Origin of the sequence: Candidatus Sororendozoicomonas aggregata (assembly GCF_031528575.1) — a bacterium.
GTDB lineage: Bacteria > Pseudomonadota > Gammaproteobacteria > Pseudomonadales > Endozoicomonadaceae > Endonucleibacter > Endonucleibacter aggregata.
The window spans coordinates 13,549-35,219 of sequence record NZ_JAVLSP010000024.1 but is presented as its reverse complement, the minus strand read 5'-3'; the positions used below and the strand labels follow the sequence as shown (position 1 = coordinate 35,219).

Sequence of the window (21,671 nt, the reverse complement as noted above, 5' to 3'; positions counted from 1 at the left end):
AGGCCTTGCAAGGCCTGCCAGCAAGAAAATATATGTTTTCATTTGGTCATGTACTTACGAATGTTAATTTTACCTTGTTGTTGACGACGCTGCTACCGTCAATGGGTAAAGCGCCCAATCTGACCATCGGCTTCTCATCATAAGGCCAGGAAAAAATGCTCTCGCAAAACCAATAAACTTATCTCTTTTATCAAACCATACCTCACCATGGTTAGGATCAAAATAGCACGCATCTTCTTGTTGATTGCCGATCCAGAGACAAGTAACGTGTGCTGAACAGCTATAGTCATCCGCTAATTTATCTTCAACGTATCCAAGATTATGCATAAGAATCAATACGTAGCATGATCTAAATCTAACAAATTGATTGATCATATTATGGGCTTGTTCGCTAAATTCGTAAAGTTCAATATTGGGGTAAAATACATTGCTGTCAAATATATAATTTTTTTTTACTGGGTCGAAAAGGAGATGTATACCTTTACGCGCTAAGAATCTGGTTGTACTGTCCACCTGATTTGGCAATGTTAACATATCAGGATCAAAACTCTCTTCGTCATTTTGCAAAAATTTTATTTTATTGATAACATTATCATCATTGATTTTATTTTTAAGATGATTGCCTTGAGCGTGGTGTTTAATCCAATAGGCGCAAAGACCCATACATATTCCTCTTTCCTCGTTATTCAAAAGTCTACTCTGATCAAAATCCCAAGTAATCTTGCCACCAGTTCTGTCAATAGCCCCTAAATAATAAATATGATTCATCGGTCTTTACCTTGGTTAATCTAGTGGGGAAATATGTTATTTTTCTTAGACTCAATACTGCGGACAGTTTTCCCAAGCTGGCGCCATGAGAAGACATCAATGATAATCAGAGAGATTTAAGTTCAACTATCCGTAGATTCTTCTCATGGATACTATATAGCTAAGACTGCACTGAATACAATACTATGTCCAGTGTCAAAAAGCCTCAGAAGACATTTATCGCTCTGCTTCTTTCTGCACTCATTGTCGTACAAGGCAAAGCCAATTTTCGCAATATGAGTCGATACTCACCGATGAGTGAGAAGCGGTTCCAGCGCTGGTATCCCAAAGTGTTCGATTGTGTTGTTAGCAGAATGTTAGACGAAATTTTCCTCCCGGCGAAACAAGAGGTTTACCTAATATCAGATGAAACGTCCAGTATCCTGAAAGCTTCAGGGTCATACCTGCAACTGCGCCAATATTGTTACAAAGACGACGATATGTGTCAGGCCATTTAACTGTTCACTGGCGAGCCAGCTCAACATTCTTACTAAACGCATGTTTAGTATTGAAGGTAAGGTCAGTAACGGCCCTGTTACCCTGCATCCTGGTCTTCAGCGTAATATCACCGGCATCGCCACTTGATACCACCTGCCAGTGACCATTGAGCGTAATGGTTACCTTGGGTGTTTCACTGTCGTGGTACAGCCACTTTGGATTATCTCGTAAATCGTTTTTGGTAATGGTTTTAGTCTTTGGCGCCAGGCCCAGATCAGGATTTACAACACTGAGCATCACATTGCCATTGGCCATTTTTCGGGTCATAGCCAGTGCTGGCCTGTCCGTGGCGATAATCAGGTCTGAGGCAAAACCGTCACCGGCTGCAAAAAAGGCGTAGCCCGTCATGCCTTTTTGTATATGCTCAACAATATGAGCCCGGTTGTCCTGTTGTTTGACCCGGTAGATTTTTGTAGCGTTACGGGCAAACTCCCGCGTTTTATCAGCCCCGGCATTGACCAGCGCCACGTATTCATAGCGCCCGGAATTGACTCGCTTACCGTGGGATAGCCAAGCCGTTGCGTATAAGCCTTTGGTCATCTTTTTACCGGACTCATCAGGTGCCTCCTGTACGGTACGATGCACCATTAATAATCCTGCCGGATTTGGGATATAGTAGCCATTATCTACACTGTCTGTTAACCACACGGGTTGTTGACTGGCGACATTAAAGCGGTTTTTCTCGCCCGTCAATCTTGAACCATTGAAATAAGTCACTGTATCCGCTGAAGGCAAACGAGTCTGGAAGAGCGTGGTAGCAACCTCGTGTTCTCCGTCACCGCCATTAATATCACTCCCCAGCAAAATGATCTGATCGTCAAAAAAGAACAGTGACTTATGAGCGGTTAGTGAAACACCACCGACCTGATTATCATAAATCATGGCATACACGCCGTTTGACTGTTCTGCGCTTAAACCACCAACAAACGATTCGGACGACCAGTTTCTTTTACCTTTTTTCATATGGTCATAAGGCACGCGCACGGTGGTAGCGCCAGGCAAACGGTGCCAGTCCCACCCCTTAATGCCATAACCGCTGTCAAAAGCATTGACCGGATTTCCTTTAGTATAGAGTCGCAGTACACCAGAACTGGCATTGCCTCCATAGAGATTCTTGGTCTTCTTTGATTCATAATCCCAGATGTATCGGCTGAAACCTTTCACCGCAGCCATCCAGCCCGGACGACGATGAATGCTCATGGCGCCATAAGGGTAATCCCAGTGACCCGACAAAGGCGGCTCAGGCTCAACATTCTCCTGCTCCAGGGCGAGCGTGGACTCGATTTCACCAAATGCGCCCAGCCCCTTTTCACCAGCAAAATTTTTACTGAGCAAACCGCTTCTCTGGAAATAGTCACGATCCCATAGACGGGCAAAGATGGCTTTCATTTCTGGATCATCAAGACCGTTTTTCACCCCATAATAGGCATAAGCTGGCACAAGATGGACTAATGAATTCAGGTTGTTGGGGAATCGTCCGGTAATACCCCGATGCATGTCGTATTTTTGTGAGTATATCCTGAATGTTTTCAGCCCCAGTTTGACGTTAGCAATGGATTTATCGGTGACTTGAAAGGAGGTATTATTGAGCAGATAAATACTTCTTGCCGCTGCTTCCAGCGCTTCTTCAGAGTAACCGTTGCCATAAATGCCCTTGTGGTGATAGCCGACACCGTCCGGTTTGATGGTATCAGCCCAGCCGGGGGCCAGAGTGTAAGCCTTATTATAAAACCGAGTCAGGAAGGTCATATTCTCGATCCGGGCAGGGTCGTCGGGAAGCTCCGTGACAACGTAAGTCAGACGGTTTCTGACCATTGATTTAAACCCATCGGAGTTGAATCCCGGAAACTGGAACTGCGTCATGCCCCGTCCGTCCTGTTCGGGAGCAAAAATCCGGGTAACCCAGTCCAGCGTATTAAGTTCACGTTTCAGACGACCCGCTTTGCGTAATTCGTCACGCATTAACAATAACGTTTTTGAGTACCCCGAAATGTTGTTGTTAATACTACCACCAAAGTCGGTAAAGCCGGTTTTTCTCAGCCTGTCAAAATCAAAACCGGTGTCCACACCTCGCTTCCAGCCTGAAGCGTACATATGGTCAAGCACAGCAATGATAGTGGCCAGTGTCTCGGGTTTTTTATAGCCAGGATTGGGGCTGTCTGCCAGACCAGGATAGGCATAGGACATACTTAACGACGGTAATAGCGTATCAAAAACATAGCGAGCTACCGGCTGTTTGTCCTTAGTTCGGTCAAAACTGATTTTACCCAGACCGGCAACGCCACCTTTGCTGACAAACTGCTTTTCAACCTCGGCAAAGACCTTGAGCATCTCATCGTGCTGTGCCCGAACTAACGGGTCCGATTTACTGAGCGTGCCGCTGCCTACTGTCCAGTTTACATAGCGTTGATAAATGGTTTCGAGTTCCTGCTGCTGTTCTGGCAATTGCTGAACATGCATTACTGGACTTTTTTTCATCTCAACGGGATACGCGCTTTGTACACTGCACCCTGCCCAGAAAACAGTGCCGAACAGGAGTTTGCTTAGTGCTTTAGTATCAATCATGAAGATCATTTCCTTCGGATTACAAACAGGGCTTGCTGGCATCGCACCAATGGGTATTGGCATAAGTCCGACAAGCTCCAAGGGAAAAATTTCTCAATCAGTCAGTCCGCACGCATCAACCCGGCACCACAGCTTGCTCGCTCGCGCGCCTCATAACGAACTGGCTCAGCCATTGCCAGGGAAGCGGCCAAATAGGATAAACAGTGGAATACCCCAGGTTTTGAGCTGTATCGTGTGAGAATTTTACTTATGCTTACGTCAATAAAGTCAAATGTCGTCTATTTTAAAGTCGTCTATTTTAAATTACATGTATCGTTTATATCCTCCCACTTGAAGTTATGTTAGTATTGCGCGCTTGTATCTGGATTGTAATATTACTCCTGTTCACAGCAGAACAGTATAAATAATGACCCCTGATCCTGGAACAAACCAGGTTCCGGGATCAAACCGTACATCATAGAGACACCGATTGCGGTAGGGTTCTGATAAACTGATTTTTTGAGTATGCTTTGATTGCATCCATGCCACTTTTACCAACAGATAAAAAAGCGTATCAAAGCATATTTTTGTGTATATCAGGGTATCAGCGCTCAGTAGCATTGGTCGTTGACTGGGAGTGGAGCAGGCAATGCGGCAGTGGCAATTTCAAAATTACAGGTATAGACTCGTTTATGGCAGGTCACAATAGCGGTAATCCGTTTACTGCGCTCAGCAAAATTTGAACCACTTTTAATTGTGAGCAAAGCTATATTTTTCAGCGCCAAGGTCATCACACCAGGAATATTAGTTGATAAACAGCGCGTAAGGTAAGGATTGTTGAAAATATATCACTTCCTAACATACGACATTAGGTATTATTTTTTGAATATGTTTTTCTGGCTGAAGCAGCTTTCAGAGATATGCCAGATGCCTGAAATATTCAACCGGACGAAAAAGTAAAAAGTAATAATGTGAGGGTACTCTTATGTGTTTTAACGTTATTAAATCATTATGTAAGTCATCCTGTAAAATGTGTTACCTCCTTTTGCTACTAAGTTGCTTGGTGAGTTATAGAGCGTTGGCAATTGAATACGCTGGTGTTGGCGGCGGGTATGGGCATGAAATGTTTAAGTATTATCTGGATGCTACAACCGGCACCAGCGAGTCAGCCGTTAAAAAAGAACTTAACAAACGATGTGATGGTAAGTGTGATAAGATCGCCATTACAGCACAGGGTGATGTACAATTATGCGGTGCTGTTGGCCTTAAACTTGACTCCTGGTATGTTCATTCAGGCAGTGGATACGGGAGAACCAGGAAAGAAGCGCAAGACAATATCACTCCAAAGTCCGTATACGACAAGGTTAAAAGTATTTGTGCGCCAGTTGCTATGGATTATCGATTAAAATATGGTTCTCAACTCGTAGACAAGGGTTTTCCACAGTCTGTGGAAAAAAAATTTCCGACACTTATAACATACCTTAAAGATAAAGATAATAATTGGAACCGGAATATCACTGCCGCTATTGCAGGAGACTCCAGAAACCCCTCCAGATATTACTTCTTATTAGATAATAAAATGTATATATGGTTTGATGATAAGGATAGTAAGGTTCACGGTCCTGTATCACTCGAAAAATCAAAAGATTGGCCTGAAATAATGAAAGCCGTTGGGGCAAATACTATTGTTGCCGGATTTTATTATCCACCTGCTGATAAAACGTATTTTTTCCTATCCAACAATACCTGCTTTGAATTTTTCAAGAAACATATTACCCAGCCTAAACCTATTGCCGATATATTTAGTAATGAAATACAAAAAGAGACTATCGCCAATAAAGGACTGCTAACGGCTTTTTATGATCCCGATAAAAAAGCATACTATTTCTTTTTTAAGAATGGGAAGTATATACGTCTTATAAACAAAGAGATTACTTCCGTCTGGAATGTTGACTCGCACAGCTGGCCGGGGTTAGATTATGACTCTTTTACTCATTCAAAATATTATAATAAGTTCGTGATTAATACCAGAGAAAAGAAAATTTATGATCTTGTTTTAAGGAAAGCATCATAAAGAAAGTGGTAGCTGAGGTATAGGTTTGACTACAAACAGGATTAACTCCCCGAAGACCGGCTTTTGACATTCTACCGGGCATGACTACACCAAAATCTGCAGGTAATAAGGTAAACAGATTTTGCGCAGTGATAGTCATGCTTCAGAGGGGGTTATCATCCAGTGCAAACAAGCGTTAATATACACAACCATCACTTTGGTCACTCCTGCGAAGGCGGGAGTCCATTTTCTGGTAGATTCCCGCCTTCGCGGGAATGACGACTGTATGGGTATTAGCGCTTAACAGCACTAGCCCGGATATTTCATAAACTGCCCTTAGAGCCGCAAGGAGCAAGCAAGGCCAGGAGCATGTTTATGAAATATCCGGGCTAGGAGCCTGTCCGAGAATAGACTGCCCTACTGCGGTTGCGATAAATGGGTCTAAAAATTCCTGCTTCTTGATCAAATAGCCCACTATTCTCCTCAGAAGCAGAAATTTTCATCCTCAATTTCTCGCGATCCTCACTACGGGCGCTGTTCTCGGACAGGCTCCTGGAAAAATATTACGTCCTAATATACGACACTAGATTCTATTTGTTGAGTTTGTGCTTCTCACTGAAGCAATGTTCAGCAATAGGCTAAATGCCTGAAATACTCAACCGGACGGCAATAATGTGAGGTACTCTTATGTGTTTTAACGTTATTAGATCATTATGTAAGCCATCCTGTAACATGCGTTATCCCTTTTTCCTCCTGGGTTATTTGATGAGTTTTAGCGCGTTAGCAATTCAATACGCGGGTGTTGGCGGGTATGGGCATGCGATGTTTGTCACGTCGAAGTATTATCTGGATACTACAACCGGCACCAGCGAGTCAGCAGTCAAAAAAGCCCTTAAAAAGATATGTCACGGTAAGTGTGATGCTGAGGCCATTACAGCACAGGGTGATGCGAAACCATGTGGTGCTGTTGGCCTTGATCTTGGCTGGCCTGCCTGGTATGTTCGTTCAAAAAGTGTATATGCGAGAAGTAGAGAGCAAGCAGAACTCGACTTAGGTGTGGGGTTCTCGTTCACCAAGGCTAAAAGTATTTGTGCCCCAACGGCTATAGAATATCGATTAGACTTTGATTCTCAACGTGTAGAGCACGGTTTTCCACAGTCTGTGGAAAAAAATTTTCCGTCGCTTATAAGACACTATCTTAAGGATAAAGATGGTAACTGGAAACGAAATATTACCGCTGCCATTGCGGGAGATTTTAGAAACCCTTCCAAATATTACTTCTTATTAGATAATAAAACATATATATGGTTTGATGGTGATGATAGCAAGTTTCACGGGCCTGTATCCCTCGAAAAATCAAAAGAATGGCCGGGAATAACGAAAGCTATTGGCTCAAATACTATTGTTGCTGGGTTGTATTATCCACTTGCTGATGAAACGTATTTTTTTCTATCCAATAATACCTGCTTTCAATTTTCAAATGGTCATATTAGCCAGCCTAAACCTGTTGCTGATATATTTGGTGATTTAATACAAAAATCGATTTCTGCCAATAACGGGCTGCTAACGGCTTTTTATGATCCCGATAAAAAAGCGCACTATTTCTTTTTTAAAAATGGGAAGTATTCACGTTTTGACAAAACCAGTACTCATTACGTTTGGGGTGTTGACTCGACTACCTGGCCAGGAATAGATTATGACTCTTTCACTAACGCAAAGTATTATAATAAGTTCATGATCAATATAAAACAAAATAAAATTTATGATCTTGTTTTAAGAAAAGCATCATAAAAAAGGTGATAGCTGAGGTACCGGTTTGACTGCCTGAAGAGCGACTTTTTACATGCCATGAGGCATAACTGTACCCAAAGAATTCCACGCTGTTACGCTACAGCAAGTAAGTGAAGCCCCAGGAGCCTGTAAAAAAGCAGGTGATTGGGGTGAACGAACGCCGCCAACGTAGCGGTTCACGACAATGTTTACTTGATGGATGGCTTTCCCATTATAGCCAAAGTATCAGTTCAAAGAGCTTTTAATGATGAGGTTGATTATGGTTACCGCATTTAAGAAAAAAGCCTTTTGGTGATCTGGCATAAGTGCGTAGGAGTACCCCTTTGCATAGGATCACTCTACAACCACTGAACCTGTCAAACACATTGAAACGGTGCGCTACCAGTAGTTGACTGGCAATGCGGCGGTAGCAATTTCAAAACGACGGGTATAGAATCCTTTGTGGCTGGCTGCGATAGCAGTAAGTACCCAGCAACATGTGAACCACTTTGAACGGCAAGTAAAGCTTTACTTTCAGCATTAAGATCATCATTCTGGACGATACCCGAAATACTGAACCGGACGGCAAAGTAATAATGTGAGGTACTCTTATGTGTTTTAACTTGTGTTTTAACATGTGTCTTAACGTTATTGAATCATTATGTAAGCCATCGGGTAAAATATGTTATCCCCTTCTTTTACTACTAGGTTGCTTAATGAGTTTTAGCGCACCGGCAATTGAATACGCTGGTGTTGGCGCGTACGCGCACGCGAGATATTTTACGGCTATATGTCGTCTGAACACTATAACCGGCACCAGCAAGGCAGCCGTTAAAAAAGACCTTAACAGGCTTTGTGGTGGTAAGTGCGACACCATGGCCATTGTCGCACAGGGCGATAAACAATTATGTGGGGCTGTTGGTCTTAAGCTTGATAACCCCTTCTATGCCTATTCACGCAGTGGGTACGGGAGAACCGAAAAAGAGGCAAAACAAAGTGTAGCTTTAGGGTTAGCATACGACAAGGACAGAATTAAAACTATTTGTGTTCCAGCGGCCATAGACTATCGACTAAACTACGGTTTTCAGTTAGTCGATGACGGTTTTCCAAAATCTGTGAAAAAAAATTTTCCGTCACTGATAAAGCACCTTCAGGATAAAGATACTGCCTGGAACCGAAATATCATTGCTGCCATTGCGGGAGATTCCAGAAACCCTTCCAGTTATTATTTCTTATTAGATAATAAAACGTATATATGGTTTGATGGTGACGTGAATGAAGTTTACGGGCCTGCTCCTTTTAACAATTCAAAAGACTGGCCGGGAATAACAAAAGCCATAGGTTCAAATACTATCGTCGCAGGATTTTATTATCCACCGGATGATAAAACCTATTTTTTCCTATCCAACAATACCTGCTTTCAATTTTTAAATGGCCATGTTACCCAGCCTGAATCTATCGCCAATGTATTTGGTACGGTAATACACGAGTCAATTGTCGCTAATAAAGGGCTGACAACAGCTTTTTATGACCCCGATAAAGAAAAATACTATTTCTTCTTTAAGAATGGGAAGTATCAAAGCTCTGACAACCACACTACTTATAAAGCCGGTGATGTTAACGCAAATAGCTGGCCAGGGATAGATCATGACTCTTTCACTAACCCGAAATATTATAATAAGTTCATGATCAATACAAAAGAAAATAAAATTTATGATTTTGTTTTAAGGAGGGCGTAATAAATAAGGTGATAGCCGAGGCCGCAAACAAGATTGATAGCCTGAAAACCGACTTTTGACATTCCATGGGGTATGACGATACCACAATCCACAGGCAATGGGATAACAGGTTTTATACGAATTGTCATACCCTCAGACTAGCCTGTCTCGAAGTACTTTATTCTCGCCCTTGTTCCCAAACATTCCAGCCAGAACCAGGCTGACTGCACAAGAGACATATGCTTACTGTACTTCGAAGAAAAAGCATTTTTTCGTCTCCCTGTCAGAAATACGGTTTCTATCACCCTAACGTCTGGCAGAATTCATGGGTGGAAGGGTACGTCCACAGCCTGATAGCCAAGATAGGAGGATTGTAGCGACAAAAGGCCATTGGTATTATCTGGAGATAAATCTATGTTTACTATATATCCTTATGCTGCTCTAGCCCCTCCAGTACAAGCGCTATCTGACCGGTACGAGTCCAGGGGATCCCTTACCTTTGCCTTCAAAAATCATCTGATACAATTGATTAATACCGAGATTGTGAAGGAAGCAAAACCACCAGGGCATGGTATGTCCAAGTATATGTATGTTGATCTGGCCCGTGCAAATTACTACGTTGGTGGAAAGTTAGTTACTAAGAAAACTAAAAATAGCGATGAAGACAGTTTTAAAGAATGGCAAAAGCTGACAAGTGAAGAAGAGTTTTCCTGGGTGACAAGAAATATCGAAGCGTTGTCAGTCTTTTTGAACCAGAGTTTGGTCGCTTTGATTTTCAGGGCAATAAGCATGTCGGGTAATTCAATGTATCAAGGGAAAAATATTGCCGGGTTTGCCTTTATTTCTAAAACTCAGAGCCTGAATTTTATGGTGTACCCTGATATGAGGGTAGAGTTCGCGGTGACCTCAGACGTTCATAATTTCGTGGCAGCAAAAAAATGCATTTCTACTGAAGAAAGCAGCTTCTTCACCATGGCCCTGACATTACACTTTGATGAGATCAAACAAGCGACGGGTAACACGTTATTACAAGCACGCTTTGATTGTCGTGATAATAGGTTTAGCAATCGTTGCCATATGTGTTTGATACCAAAACAACAGAAAGATTAAGCCAAGCCTGTAAATAATGGGTTCAGGTGCATTCATCGCTTATGGAACGAGCGTAAAATCCCTTACTTTGGGAGGCTGTCGCGAAACGCTGAAATACACCCCGCACCGTCATCCCGCACAGGGAACGTACAGGAACCACACGCTATGGAAGGCACTCTAACCGCACGTGTCATGCGGGTTTAGTGATTCACGTCCTTGTGGCATAGATCCCTTACAATCCCTGTACGGGATGACGACGGAGAAAATTAAGCGTTTCGCGACACCCTCTTGAGTGAGGGATGTAAGTTCGGCTTGCCAGGAGCCTGACCGAGAATAGACTACCCTACCGCGGTTGCGATAAATGGGTCTAAAAATTCCTGCTTCTTCGTCAAATAGCCCCACTATTCTCCTCAGAAGCAGAAATTTTATCCTCAGTTTCTCGCAATCCTCGCTACGGGCGCTATTCTCGGTCAGGCGCCTAGGGAGAACACGCTCAGTCAGGTCAATTCAGGTTAGAAAACAGCTATGTCGTACTTTACAATCACACGGGTATCTTTATTGATAAGGTCTGTAGTATCACCACTGTCATTTTCGCCTTGATCTTTCTCCGTATTGTACGCATACATGAGATGAGCTGATAATCCTTCAATCATTGGCAAGTAATAAGAAAGACCCAGATTGTATTCTTTTTCAGTCCAGGCGCTCAAATTATCCCCATTATCATCCTGCCGGCGCACTTTACCCGTTACGTAAGCACCATAGACGCTTAGCCCTTCAATCATGTCATTCAGGTTGTAGCTTGCGTTAAGCCCCCAGGCTTTTTGTCCTCCTTTATTGAAATCAGAGTACTGAACCGCATTGTATCCAAAGTAGTTGCCTTCATCGCCAACACTCCCCTCCTCTCCGGGGTTGCGCACGCTCCATTCAAAATCAAAATCATTCAGCTGCGTTTTCTGGACAGCGGTATAGGCAACACCAATACTGACGGCACCTATATGCGCTGTCCCCATGGCCCCCCAGGTGTGCTGGCTGCTATCTGTGGTGCCACTTGATTGATTTTCCGTTCTTTGATCACCGATAACCGTGTTTTTGGCATACTGAACCCCAAAGTCAAGACCAACAGCCTGTAAATTCGTGGAGTACTTTACATCGGCTAAATAACGTTTTTCGGTATTTTTTTGCTTCCCATAGGCCAGATGTGTTGTTAAACCATGCCCAAAATCATACGTGCCACCAATGATATTAACGGATTCATTTTTAAATTCGTTATTCGCATTCATGTTGCCAAACTTTTGAAAACCGGATGTAGTAACAAAATTGCGTTCAATGGCAATAACGCCGTAAAGGCCTAACGCGTCATACTGGCCTTCCGCATAGAAACCTTCTGTTAAGCTTGTCAGTGCCCTGGAATCTGAATCACTGAGTAACGGTGTATCAATAAACAGGCGCCCATATTTTGCCACCCCCATATCGAAAAGATTAATCTTGAGGGCGTAAGACGTTTTACCATAGCCATCGGCATTACCGTTACTATCAGGGTGCAGCAAGCCGTTATCGCTGTTTTTATCACCCCTGATCTTTAAGGAATGCTGGGCTCCCAGGTCCACCCCAACAAGGTTCACCAGATAACCTGAGCTAAAATTTAATCGGACGGCCTGTGCCCATTGGGAGTGGGAATCTTCCATTTGTTGATCGTTTTTATACGAATTACCTTTAAAATAATTTCGCAGGTGAATATCCAGTGAGGCATCCTCCACAAAGGCATTCCCTTGCGCGGATGAGGCCATTATAACAGCAATACTTAAGGTACTAAGGTGTGCGAGTTTCATTATTATTAGCTCCATGCATGTTTAATGTCCCGCCCTGGATTCACCATCACTGCTTATAATATAAACTGATGTACAAAAAGCCTACCCCCAAAGGGCGTTCCTTTCCATTTCATCGAAAAAAATTAATAAATGCAAGGGTTTTCAAAATAAGACATGCCATTCGCTTTTTGTATTAATACTCATCAATATCCTCGCATGGGCGATTGCTTTTCTGGCGGACGTAGAGAATATCCATCGTTCACTGGCCGATAATGAAAGGGTTGCCAGCAGCGTTTCCCATGAACAAGCCAGTGTAGGTTTCTCGTTTTAATTGACATAGTTACACCAGCATTTACGCCACAAGAAAGGTTAAATATACTGTGGGCAACTCTAGCCCGGATATTTCATAAACAGGCTCCTGGCTGAACAGAAAAAAAGCCCATGGCTGAGTTGTACCCTGATCTTCTGGCAGCAGTGACTGAACGTGTTGTTTTTAACTTTACTCCCCTTGGGGGACAAGGATGCAGGAGTATTAACTACAGGTTTAACCCACTACCGTTTTGGCATTACCCCCCTCTCGGGGTACCGGCAGCAACTGAGCGCCTGTTTTGTGTTTTAAGTCATTTTAAGCGCTTTATTTCCTTGGAGTTAGCAACATGACAGTCTCTAGCGCGTACCATTCGTTAAATTTTGGCCTTGGAGAAACCTGCGAACTTTTGCGGTCACAGGTCTCACAGTTTGCATCAAAGGAGGTAGCCCCTATTGCTGAAGAGGTCGACCGAACAAATGCATTTCCCTCACACCTCTGGAAAGCATTTGGTGACCTTGGCCTGCTCGGCATTACCGTGGATGAATCCTCCGGTGGGGCGGGTATGGGCTATCTGGCCCATGTGCTGGCGATGGAGGAAATCAGTCGCGCGTCAGCCTCCGTTGGGCTAAGTTATGGCGCGCACTCTAATTTGTGTGTTAACCAGATATTCCGTAATGGCACAAACGCGCAAAAAGAACGGTACCTCCCTGATTTAATCAGCGGTCATGCAGTGGGATCGCTGGCTATGAGCGAACCCAACGCGGGTTCTGATGTGGTCAGCATGAAACTCAGGGCTGAGAAAAAAGGCGATCGTTATATCCTTAACGGGAATAAAATGTGGATTACCAACGGGCCCGATGCCAGCACCTATGTGGTCTACGCGAAGACAGCACCAGAAGAGGGCGCTCACGGCATTACCGCTTTTATCATTGAGCGGCGCTTCCCCGGTTTTACTCAGGCACAAAAGCTCGATAAGCTCGGTATGCGCGGTTCAAACACCTGTGAGCTGGTATTTCAGGATTGCGAGGTGCCCGAAGAGAATATACTCGGCACCCTCAATGGCGGCGTAAAAGTGCTGATGAGTGGCCTCGACTATGAGCGGGTTGTCCTGGCCGGTGGCCCCACCGGTATCATGCAGGCCTGTCTGGACGTGGTTGTGCCCTACATTCATGACCGACAGCAGTTTGGTAAAAGCATCGGTGAGTTCCAGCTGATTCAGGGTAAAGTGGCCGATATGTATACCACGCTCAATGCCTGTCGCGCTTATCTTTACGCTGTCGCCAAGGCTTGTGACCGGGGAGAAACCACCCGGAAAGACGCGGCGGGTGTTATCCTCTACTGTGCTGAAAAAGCCACTCAAATGGCACTGGATGCCATTCAGATTCTCGGTGGCAATGGTTATATCAACGACTACCCCACAGGACGTTTGCTGCGCGATGCCAAACTTTATGAAATCGGCGCTGGCACTTCAGAGATTCGACGTATGCTGATCGGGCGAGAGCTGTTTGAAGAAACGAGGAGCTAACCATGATTCTGGCATCACAGGTTGCCATCGGCAGCGCTGAGTATCAAAAAAACAGTCAGTGGATGCAGGAAAAACTGCAGGCACTTAATACCTGCTTTGACCGTATTGCCCGGGGCGGGGGAGAAAGAGCCCGTCAGCGCCACCAGGCAAAGGGCAAATTGCTGGTGAGAGAGCGTATTGCCGCGCTACTTGATCCGGGTTCCCCCTTTTTGGAAGTTGGTCGCTTTGCCGCTGAAGGCGTCTACGAAGAAGCCGTTGCCTGTGCCGGAGCCGTAGCGGGTATTGGCACTGTCTCAGGGCAGCAGTGCATGATTGTCGCAAACGACGCCACCGTAAAAGGGGGCACCTACTACCCCTTAACCGTAAAAAAACACCTGCGGGCCCAAACCATCGCTGAACAAAACCGGCTTCCCTGCATTTATCTGGTGGACTCAGGGGGTGCCAATTTACCTCGCCAGAGTGAGGTGTTTCCTGACCGTGAACATTTCGGACGAATCTTTTTTAATCAGGCACGACTTTCCGCCCAGGGCATTGCGCAAATTGCCGCCGTGATGGGTTCGTGTACCGCCGGTGGTGCCTATGTACCGGCCATGGCTGATGAAAGCATTATTGTGAAAAACACGGGCACGATTTTTCTGGCAGGACCTCCTTTAGTCAAGGCCGCGACGGGTGAAGAGGTGACGGCAGAAGCATTAGGCGGTGCCGATGCGCACTGCCGGGAATCCGGTGTTGCAGACCACTATGCCGACAATGACGCCCATGCCATTGAGATCATTCGGCGCAGTGTCTCACGGCTGAACCTGACAACACCTGACGTTCATCGTCAGCATCCGCCAAAACCGCCGCTGTACGACCCAAAAGAGCTGTACGGCATTGTGCCCACTGATTTTAAACACAGCTACGATGTGCGCGAGGTGATTTCCCGTATTGTCGATGGTTCAGTGTTCGACGAGTTCAAAGCATTGTACGGCGACACCCTGGTGTGTGGGTTTGCCCATATTCATGGGTTTACTGTGGGCATTTTGGGCAACAACGGCGTATTGTTCAGTGAATCTGCCCAAAAGGGGGCGCACTTTATTGAGCTATGCTGTCAGCGTCGTATCCCCTTGGTGTTTTTGCAAAATATTACCGGCTTTATGGTGGGTTCCAAGGCAGAGTCGGGAGGTATTGCCAAACACGGGTCAAAACTGGTTCATGCCGTAGCCTGTGCCCGTGTACCAAAACTGACCGTCATTATCGGTGGCAGTTTTGGCGCGGGTAATTATGGTATGTGTGGCCGTGCGTATGACCCGCGCTTTTTATGGACCTGGCCAAACAGTCGTATCGGTGTGATGGGCGCTGAACAGGCGGCCGATGTGCTGGTGCAGGTAAAAAAAAGTGCCCTCGAAAAAAAAGGCGGCCATATGACTGACGAAGACAGGCAGGCGTTAAGGCAGCCAGTGCTGGCATCTTATCAAGAACAAAGCAGTGCTTTGTATGCCAGTGCCCGGTTATGGGATGATGGCATTATTGATCCGGCAGAAACCCGGGATATTCTGGGGTTAAGCCTGTTGGCAGCGTTAAGTTCGCCGGTTGAACAGACACAGTTTGGTGTTTTTAGAATGTAGGGTGAACCCATGACAGATAACATGCCCGATAAAAAGTTACTGGTAAACCGTGCGAGCCATGGTGTTGTTGAACTGACGCTTAATCGACCGAAGGTCAATAATGCCCTGGATGAGGCTTTGATCAGCGAGCTTGATCATACACTTCAGGCACTGGTGCGAGAGGACGCGCGCGTGCTGATATTACGCGCCCGGGGGAATCACTTTTCAGCGGGCGCGGATATCGGCTGGATGCAAAAAGCCCAAACCCTGACACAGCAGGAGAATTACCAGGATGCTTTAAAACTCGCCAGTTTTCTCAAGCGACTGTCGCGGTTTCCAGCACCGGTGATTACCGCTGTTCAAGGCGCTGCTTATGGGGGTGCCCTGGGGTTAATAGCCGCTTCGGACATTACCGTGGCTGCCGATAACAGCCGCTTTTGTTTCAGCGAGGTGAAGCTGGGGTTGATCCCTTCTGTCATTAGCCCCTACGTTATCAGTGCCATGGGGGCACGGCAGGCCCGGCGTTACTTTTTAACGGCGGAAGTCTTTGATGCAACCGAGGCCAACGCCCTGGGTCTGGTTCACCAGATTTGTGACCTTGACGGGCTGAATCATCACGTGGATACCCTGGTGAGTCACCTGTTAAAAGGAGGGCCGGTGGCACACAACAACGTTAAAAAGATGATGGGGGAAGTCACGCGCCAGCCGTTCTCTGATGAGCTTATGGCATTGACCGCTAAACGTATTGCGGCTATTCGGATTACCGAAGAAGCCACAGAGGGCCTTGGTGCTTTTTTTGATAAACGCAAACCCAAATGGGATGCCTCATGATCAACACACGCCGTAATAAAGTGTGCCGGTTGCTGATTGCCAATCGGGGTGAAATTGCCTGTCGTATTATTCGCACGGCCAGGCGCATGGGTATTACCACCGTGGCCGTCTATTCTGACGCTGACGCGCAGGCGCAACATACCCAAATGGCCGATGAGTCCTACCATCTGGGTGGCGCCCCCTTATCAGAAAGTTACCTGAACAGCGATCGCTTATTAGCCATCGCTGAACAGGCGAATGTTGACAGTATTCACCCGGGTTATGGCTTTTTCTCAGAAAATGCGGCCTTTGCTCAGGCGTGCCAGCAAAGGGGGATTCGATTTGTCGGGCCACCGGTAGCTGCCATTGCCTCTATGGGGTCAAAAAGCCAGGCAAAGGCCATTATGGCTAAAGCGGGTGTCCCCTTGATTCCAGGCTATCACGGTGATGATCAGACCGATCAAACCCTGATACAAGAGGCACTGGCTATTGGCTTTCCTGTGCTGATTAAAGCAGCCAGTGGTGGCGGTGGTAAAGGTATGCGGGTGGTAACGGCTGAAGGAGAGTTGCTGGAGAATATTCAGGCGGCTCGACGAGAGGCACAGTCAACTTTTGGCGATCCCACGCTGTTACTGGAGGCTTACCTGAGTGAAACCCGTCACATTGAAGTGCAACTCTTTTTTGACAGTCATGGTCAGGGGATTTACCTGTTTGACCGGGATTGTTCCCTCCAGCGTCGCTATCAAAAAGTCATTGAAGAAGCACCGGCCCCCAATGTATCAGACACTGTTCGCCAGTCCATGGGTGAAGCAGCCGTTGCTGCCGGTAAAGCACTCCATTACGAAGGAGCAGGCACCGTTGAGTTTCTGCTCGCTGGTAATGACTTTTATTTTATGGAAGTCAACACCCGGCTGCAGGTGGAACATCCGGTCACAGAATACATAACAGGGTTGGACTTGGTGGCCTGGCAGCTGCGGATTGCTGCCGGTGAAAAGCTGCCATTGCAACAGCATGAGTTAGTCTGTCAGGGGCATGCCATTGAAGCGCGGTTTTACGCTGAAGACCCTGCCCAGGGTTTTATGCCTTCTGCTGGCAGGCTCAATCACTTAAGCTGGCCACAGGCCAGTGAAACCGTTCGCGTCGATACCGGCGTGGTCCAAGGCGACACAGTGAGTAGCTGGTATGATCCGATGCTGGCAAAAGTGATCGCTAAAGGTGATACACGTGAACAGGCCATTGACCATTTAGTGGGGGCACTGTCAGAGACTTTTCAGGCGGGATTGGCTGATAACCGAAACTACCTGTTGTCATTACTCAATCAGCCTGCTTTTCGCCAGGCACAACTGTGCACAACATTTATAGAAGACCATGTGCAGGAGATAACCCTGACTTGTGATCAGCAGGAATTACTGTTAAGCCTTGCCGGGTTGTACCAATATTATACGACGAAGCATGAATGCACATCCCACGCTTTATATAATCTGCGCAAGACGCCTTTTTATTTTACCGTGGAAGGTAATGCCTTTACCGTCACAGTGACGCCTGTGGATAACAGACTTGACGCATTTTCCGTTAGTTGTGGTGAGCGCGAAGAGGTCATCACGGTAAAATGGCAACCAGAAACCGAAGGACTCTCGGGTCAGCTGTTTGTGGCTGACAGGCCATATAAAGGACGTGTTATACCCCAGCCTGGACAGCAACTCCACGTTTTTGTCTCAGGTTATTCCCTCGTTATCGGCTTGCCTGGTTGCAGGCTGTCGGCCAGCGCGGACACCGAGAAAACCATTACCGCGCCCATGAATGGATTAATCACCCATGTGAATGTGGCCGCTGGCGAGACCGTTACCCAAGGTGCACTGTTGCTGACACTGGAAGCAATGAAAATGGAGTACAGCATTAAAGCGCCCCATGAGGGGATAATCGAACAGCTTTGTTGTGCCGCCGGTGATCAGGTCAATGCCGGTGCTTTATTGCTAGCTTTCGGGGAGGAGAGCTGATGCAAGTGTCTGGTGATTTTCCGTCGCGGGTAAAAATTGTTGAGGTGGGCCCGAGGGATGGACTGCAAAATATCAGCCAGGTGTTACCTGTAGAAACCCGGGTGGCTCTGGTGGATAAACTGACAGAGGCGGGTTTACGGCATATTGAGGTGGGGAGTTTTGTTTCACCGAAGCGGGTTCCTGCCATGGCTGATTCTGATAAGGTTTTTAAAGCCATTAAACGCAAGCCGGGCATTATCTACAGTGCCCTAACGCCAAATTTGCGAGGTTTTGAAGATGCCCTGGCAGCGGGCGCGAATGAAGTGGCCGTTTTTTGTTCTGCCTCCGAAGGGTTTTCCCGGCACAATATTAACTGCAGCATCGCCGAGAGCATCAATCGATTCAACCCCGTGATTGAACAAGCACAAAAGGCTGGTATTCCTGTGAGGGGTTACTTGTCTTGTGTCATGGGTTGTCCCTATGATGGTGATGTCCCGGTGGCTCAGGTCGCCGATTTGAGTCAGGCTCTCATTGATATCGGTTGCTATGAAGTCTCTTTGGGGGATACCCTCGGTATTGGTACGCCATTACAGGCCAAAGCGGTGGTGACAAACGTTGCCGAAAAAGTGCCGATCGCCAAAATAGCGGCCCACTTCCATGATACCCACGGTCAGGCTCTGGCCAACTTGTATGCTGTGATGGAAGAAGGCGTTGCCATTATTGATGCGGCTGTGGGTGGCCTTGGTGGTTGCCCTTATGCACCGGGCGCATCAGGCAATGTTCCCACCGAAAAAGTGCTATATATGTTGCAGGGTATGGGCATTAAAACCGGTGTTAATGCTCAATACCTTAAGACAGTCGTACAGTTTGTGAAAAGTTACCGATAAAAACGCCTCCTGATAAATCCGCACACCAAGAGAAATAATGATGACAGAGGTTATGTGGTTCCCAGGCCGTCAGCGTATTGAACAGTCAACCTTGACTCAGTTTATGCAACATGTTCGAACCCGGCAGGGGTTCACTGGTATTGATTATCACTCGTTGCACCACTGGAGTGTTCAACACAGGGCGGAGTTTTGGTCATCTGTCGTGGAATATTTTCACATCCAATTCCACGCCCCGGCAGAAGCTGTCCTGAAAAACGACAAAATGCCAGGAGCAACGTGGTTTGTGGGTGCAACACTGAATTATGCCGAACATTTGTTACGGCGCGCAGACAACCAAAGTGCCATTATTTTTCGAGGCGAACAGGGCAAGCGCGTGGTCTTATCGTTTGCTGATTTGACCGAGGCCGTCACGGCAGCGCAAGGCGGATTGATCAAGGCAGGCGTCACTAAAGGGGACCGTGTGGCAGGTGTTATGCCAAACTGCCCTGAAACCGTCATTATGATGCTGGCTACGGCAACGCTCGGGGCCATCTGGTCATCGTGCTCCCCGGATTTTGGCTTGCAGGGCATTATTGACCGATTCGGTCAGATTACCCCAAAAGTACTGGTTATGGTTGATGGTTATTACTATAACGGTAAAACCATCGACTGTTTGCCCAAGCTCGACGCGCTGCAACAAGCCATTCCCGGCATCACTCAGTCTGTTGTTGTGCCATTTATTCGAGATAGCGTTACCGTTCAAAAAGAGAAAACCCTCAGCTACAGTCGTTTTTTGGACAATCATCATCAGACACTGCATATTGAGCCGGTAGCGTTTAACCACCCGCTGTTTATTCTTTATTCTTCCGGGACAACCGGTGTGCCAAAATGCATTGTGCACGGCCACGGTGGCACACTGCTTCAGCATGTCAAAGAACTGGGGTTGCATACAGACCTTAAAAAAGACGACCGATTGTTGTATTTCACCACCTGTGGCTGGATGATGTGGAACTGGCAGGTATCCGCGTTAGCTTTGGGCGCTACACTGGTGTTGTTTGACGGCTCACCTTTTTATCCTTCACCTACCGCATTAATGGATATTATTGATGAAGAGGAAGTCTCTGTCTTCGGTACCAGTGCCAAATATATCAGCGCCCTGGAAAAAGCAGGGGCAAAGCCTGATAAAACACACCAATTATTGGCATTACGAACCCTGCTTTCTACAGGGTCGACACTGGCCCACGAAAGTTTTGATTATGTGTACCGTGATATTAAAAAGAATCTTTGCCTGTCGTCCATCTCCGGCGGCACGGATATTATCTCTTGCTTTGTGTTGGGGTGCCCAATTCTGCCTGTTCGCAGGGGGCAGATCCAGTGCCGGGGTTTAGGTATGGATGTTCACTTTCTGAACGACAACGGTCAGTCTGTTATCAATGAAAAAGGCGAGCTTGCCTGCCTTTCAAGTTTTCCGGCAATGCCCGTTGGGTTCTGGAATGATCCTGACAACAAAAAATACCATGATGCTTATTTTAATCGATTCAACGGGATTTGGGTTCATGGTGATTATGGTGAGCTTACCGATGATGGCGGGATCATTATTCATGGTCGTTCCGATGCGGTTCTCAATCCCGGCGGCGTCCGTATTGGTACGGCTGAGATTTACCGGCAGGTGGAAAAAGTCAGTGAAGTGCTGGAATCTCTGGCCGTGGGTCAGGATTGGAATGGCGATGTCCGGGTGGTGTTATTTGTGAAACTCCGTGAAAGGGTTTTGTTGTCTGAGGCGCTATTGGAGAAAATACGACAGACCATTCGTACCCATGCCAGCCCTCGGCACGTGCCAGCAAAAATTGTCCAGGTCGCTGATATTCCCCGCACTGTCAGTGGCAAAATTGTAGAGCTGGCGGTCAGGGAAATCATTCATGGCCGACCGGTAAAAAATCAGGAAGCCCTTGCCAACCCCGAAGCACTTGCTTACTTCAGGGAGCGAGAAGAATTGTCTACCTGATAATACCGGTTATACCAGTGGCCTTTTCTAACTGCGGCATAACTGCCCATTTTCAAGAGCATAAGCTGGTCAATCGGACAGGAGCATGTTTATGAAATATCCGGGCTAGCTCCACTACACAATTTATTTATACTCAAATCCATCCCAAAAATAAGACAGTCGTCTAAGGGTTGATGAATAACAAATTTGATAGGGCCATTAAGAGCAAAAAATGCAAGCTGTTTGATCGATTAGTTTATCGTCGAGGGTAACGCTCATTGTTATTCTCCTCTTTGGAGTTTTAACGACGAGCGTTTACACAATTTT

The 21,671-nt window shown here is 46.3% G+C and carries 14 protein-coding genes; 11 read left to right on the top strand and 3 right to left on the bottom strand.

The window, feature by feature from the left end:
• Positions 1–69: 69 nt before the first annotated feature.
• On the bottom strand, positions 70–768 hold the full coding sequence (locus V4C51_RS06810; protein ID WP_330925392.1) for a hypothetical protein: 699 nt from the start codon (positions 766–768) through the stop codon (positions 70–72).
• Between the two features lie 501 nt (positions 769–1,269).
• Complete coding sequence (locus V4C51_RS06805) at positions 1,270–3,933, bottom strand: polysaccharide lyase family 8 super-sandwich domain-containing protein (protein WP_330925391.1); 2,664 nt, start codon at positions 3,931–3,933, stop codon at positions 1,270–1,272.
• A 994-nt stretch (positions 3,934–4,927) separates the two neighbouring features.
• Here V4C51_RS06805 and V4C51_RS06800 point away from each other — a divergent pair.
• From V4C51_RS06800 to V4C51_RS06785, 4 genes are all read left to right on the top strand, one after another.
• On the top strand, positions 4,928–5,923 hold the full coding sequence (locus V4C51_RS06800) for a hypothetical protein (protein ID WP_330925390.1): 996 nt from the start codon (positions 4,928–4,930) through the stop codon (positions 5,921–5,923).
• A 744-nt stretch (positions 5,924–6,667) separates the two neighbouring features.
• Positions 6,668–7,693, top strand: coding sequence for a hypothetical protein (locus V4C51_RS06795; RefSeq protein WP_330925389.1), 1,026 nt, complete (start codon positions 6,668–6,670; stop codon positions 7,691–7,693).
• A 695-nt stretch (positions 7,694–8,388) separates the two neighbouring features.
• A complete protein-coding gene (locus V4C51_RS06790) occupies positions 8,389–9,411 on the top strand; it encodes a hypothetical protein (protein WP_330925388.1) in 1,023 nt (340 codons plus the stop codon).
• A gap of 393 nt (positions 9,412–9,804) precedes the next feature.
• Positions 9,805–10,500: a hypothetical protein gene (locus tag V4C51_RS06785; RefSeq protein WP_330925387.1), complete on the top strand. Its 696-nt coding sequence runs from the start codon at positions 9,805–9,807 to the stop codon at positions 10,498–10,500.
• 491 nt (positions 10,501–10,991) lie between these two features.
• On the opposite strand, the gene V4C51_RS06780 is transcribed toward V4C51_RS06785, so the two are convergent.
• On the bottom strand, positions 10,992–12,308 hold the full coding sequence (locus V4C51_RS06780; protein WP_330925386.1) for an OprD family outer membrane porin: 1,317 nt from the start codon (positions 12,306–12,308) through the stop codon (positions 10,992–10,994).
• A gap of 420 nt (positions 12,309–12,728) precedes the next feature.
• Here V4C51_RS06780 and V4C51_RS06775 point away from each other — a divergent pair, with 420 nt between their 5' ends.
• Genes V4C51_RS06775 through V4C51_RS06745 form a run of 7 tightly spaced genes read left to right on the top strand, consistent with a single transcriptional unit; the run spans position 12,729 to position 21,365 of the window.
• Positions 12,729–12,947, top strand: a complete 219-nt coding sequence (locus V4C51_RS06775) for a hypothetical protein (RefSeq protein ID WP_330925385.1) — start codon at positions 12,729–12,731, stop codon at positions 12,945–12,947.
• The gene (locus V4C51_RS06770) at positions 12,944–14,122 is read left to right on the top strand and encodes an isovaleryl-CoA dehydrogenase (RefSeq protein ID WP_330925384.1); all 1,179 of its coding nucleotides are present in this window, start codon (positions 12,944–12,946) and stop codon (positions 14,120–14,122) included. Before V4C51_RS06775 ends, V4C51_RS06770 begins: the two co-directional genes overlap by 4 nt.
• A gap of 2 nt (positions 14,123–14,124) precedes the next feature.
• Positions 14,125–15,729, top strand: a complete 1,605-nt coding sequence (locus tag V4C51_RS06765) for a carboxyl transferase domain-containing protein (RefSeq protein ID WP_330925383.1) — start codon at positions 14,125–14,127, stop codon at positions 15,727–15,729.
• 9 nt (positions 15,730–15,738) lie between these two features.
• A complete protein-coding gene (locus V4C51_RS06760) occupies positions 15,739–16,539 on the top strand; it encodes an enoyl-CoA hydratase-related protein (protein ID WP_330925382.1) in 801 nt (266 codons plus the stop codon).
• Positions 16,536–18,515 carry an acetyl/propionyl/methylcrotonyl-CoA carboxylase subunit alpha gene (locus V4C51_RS06755; RefSeq protein ID WP_330925381.1) on the top strand — a complete coding sequence of 660 codons (1,980 nt, stop codon included), beginning with the start codon at positions 16,536–16,538 and terminating at the stop codon, positions 18,513–18,515. Before V4C51_RS06760 ends, V4C51_RS06755 begins: the two co-directional genes overlap by 4 nt.
• Entirely contained in the window at positions 18,515–19,381 is an 867-nt protein-coding gene (locus V4C51_RS06750; protein ID WP_330925380.1) for a hydroxymethylglutaryl-CoA lyase, read from the top strand. The genes V4C51_RS06755 and V4C51_RS06750 overlap by 1 nt, the downstream gene beginning before the upstream one ends.
• Before the next feature lie 37 nt (positions 19,382–19,418).
• Entirely contained in the window at positions 19,419–21,365 is a 1,947-nt protein-coding gene (locus V4C51_RS06745; protein ID WP_330925379.1) for an acetoacetate--CoA ligase, read from the top strand.
• The last annotated feature ends 306 nt before the right edge of the window (positions 21,366–21,671 follow it).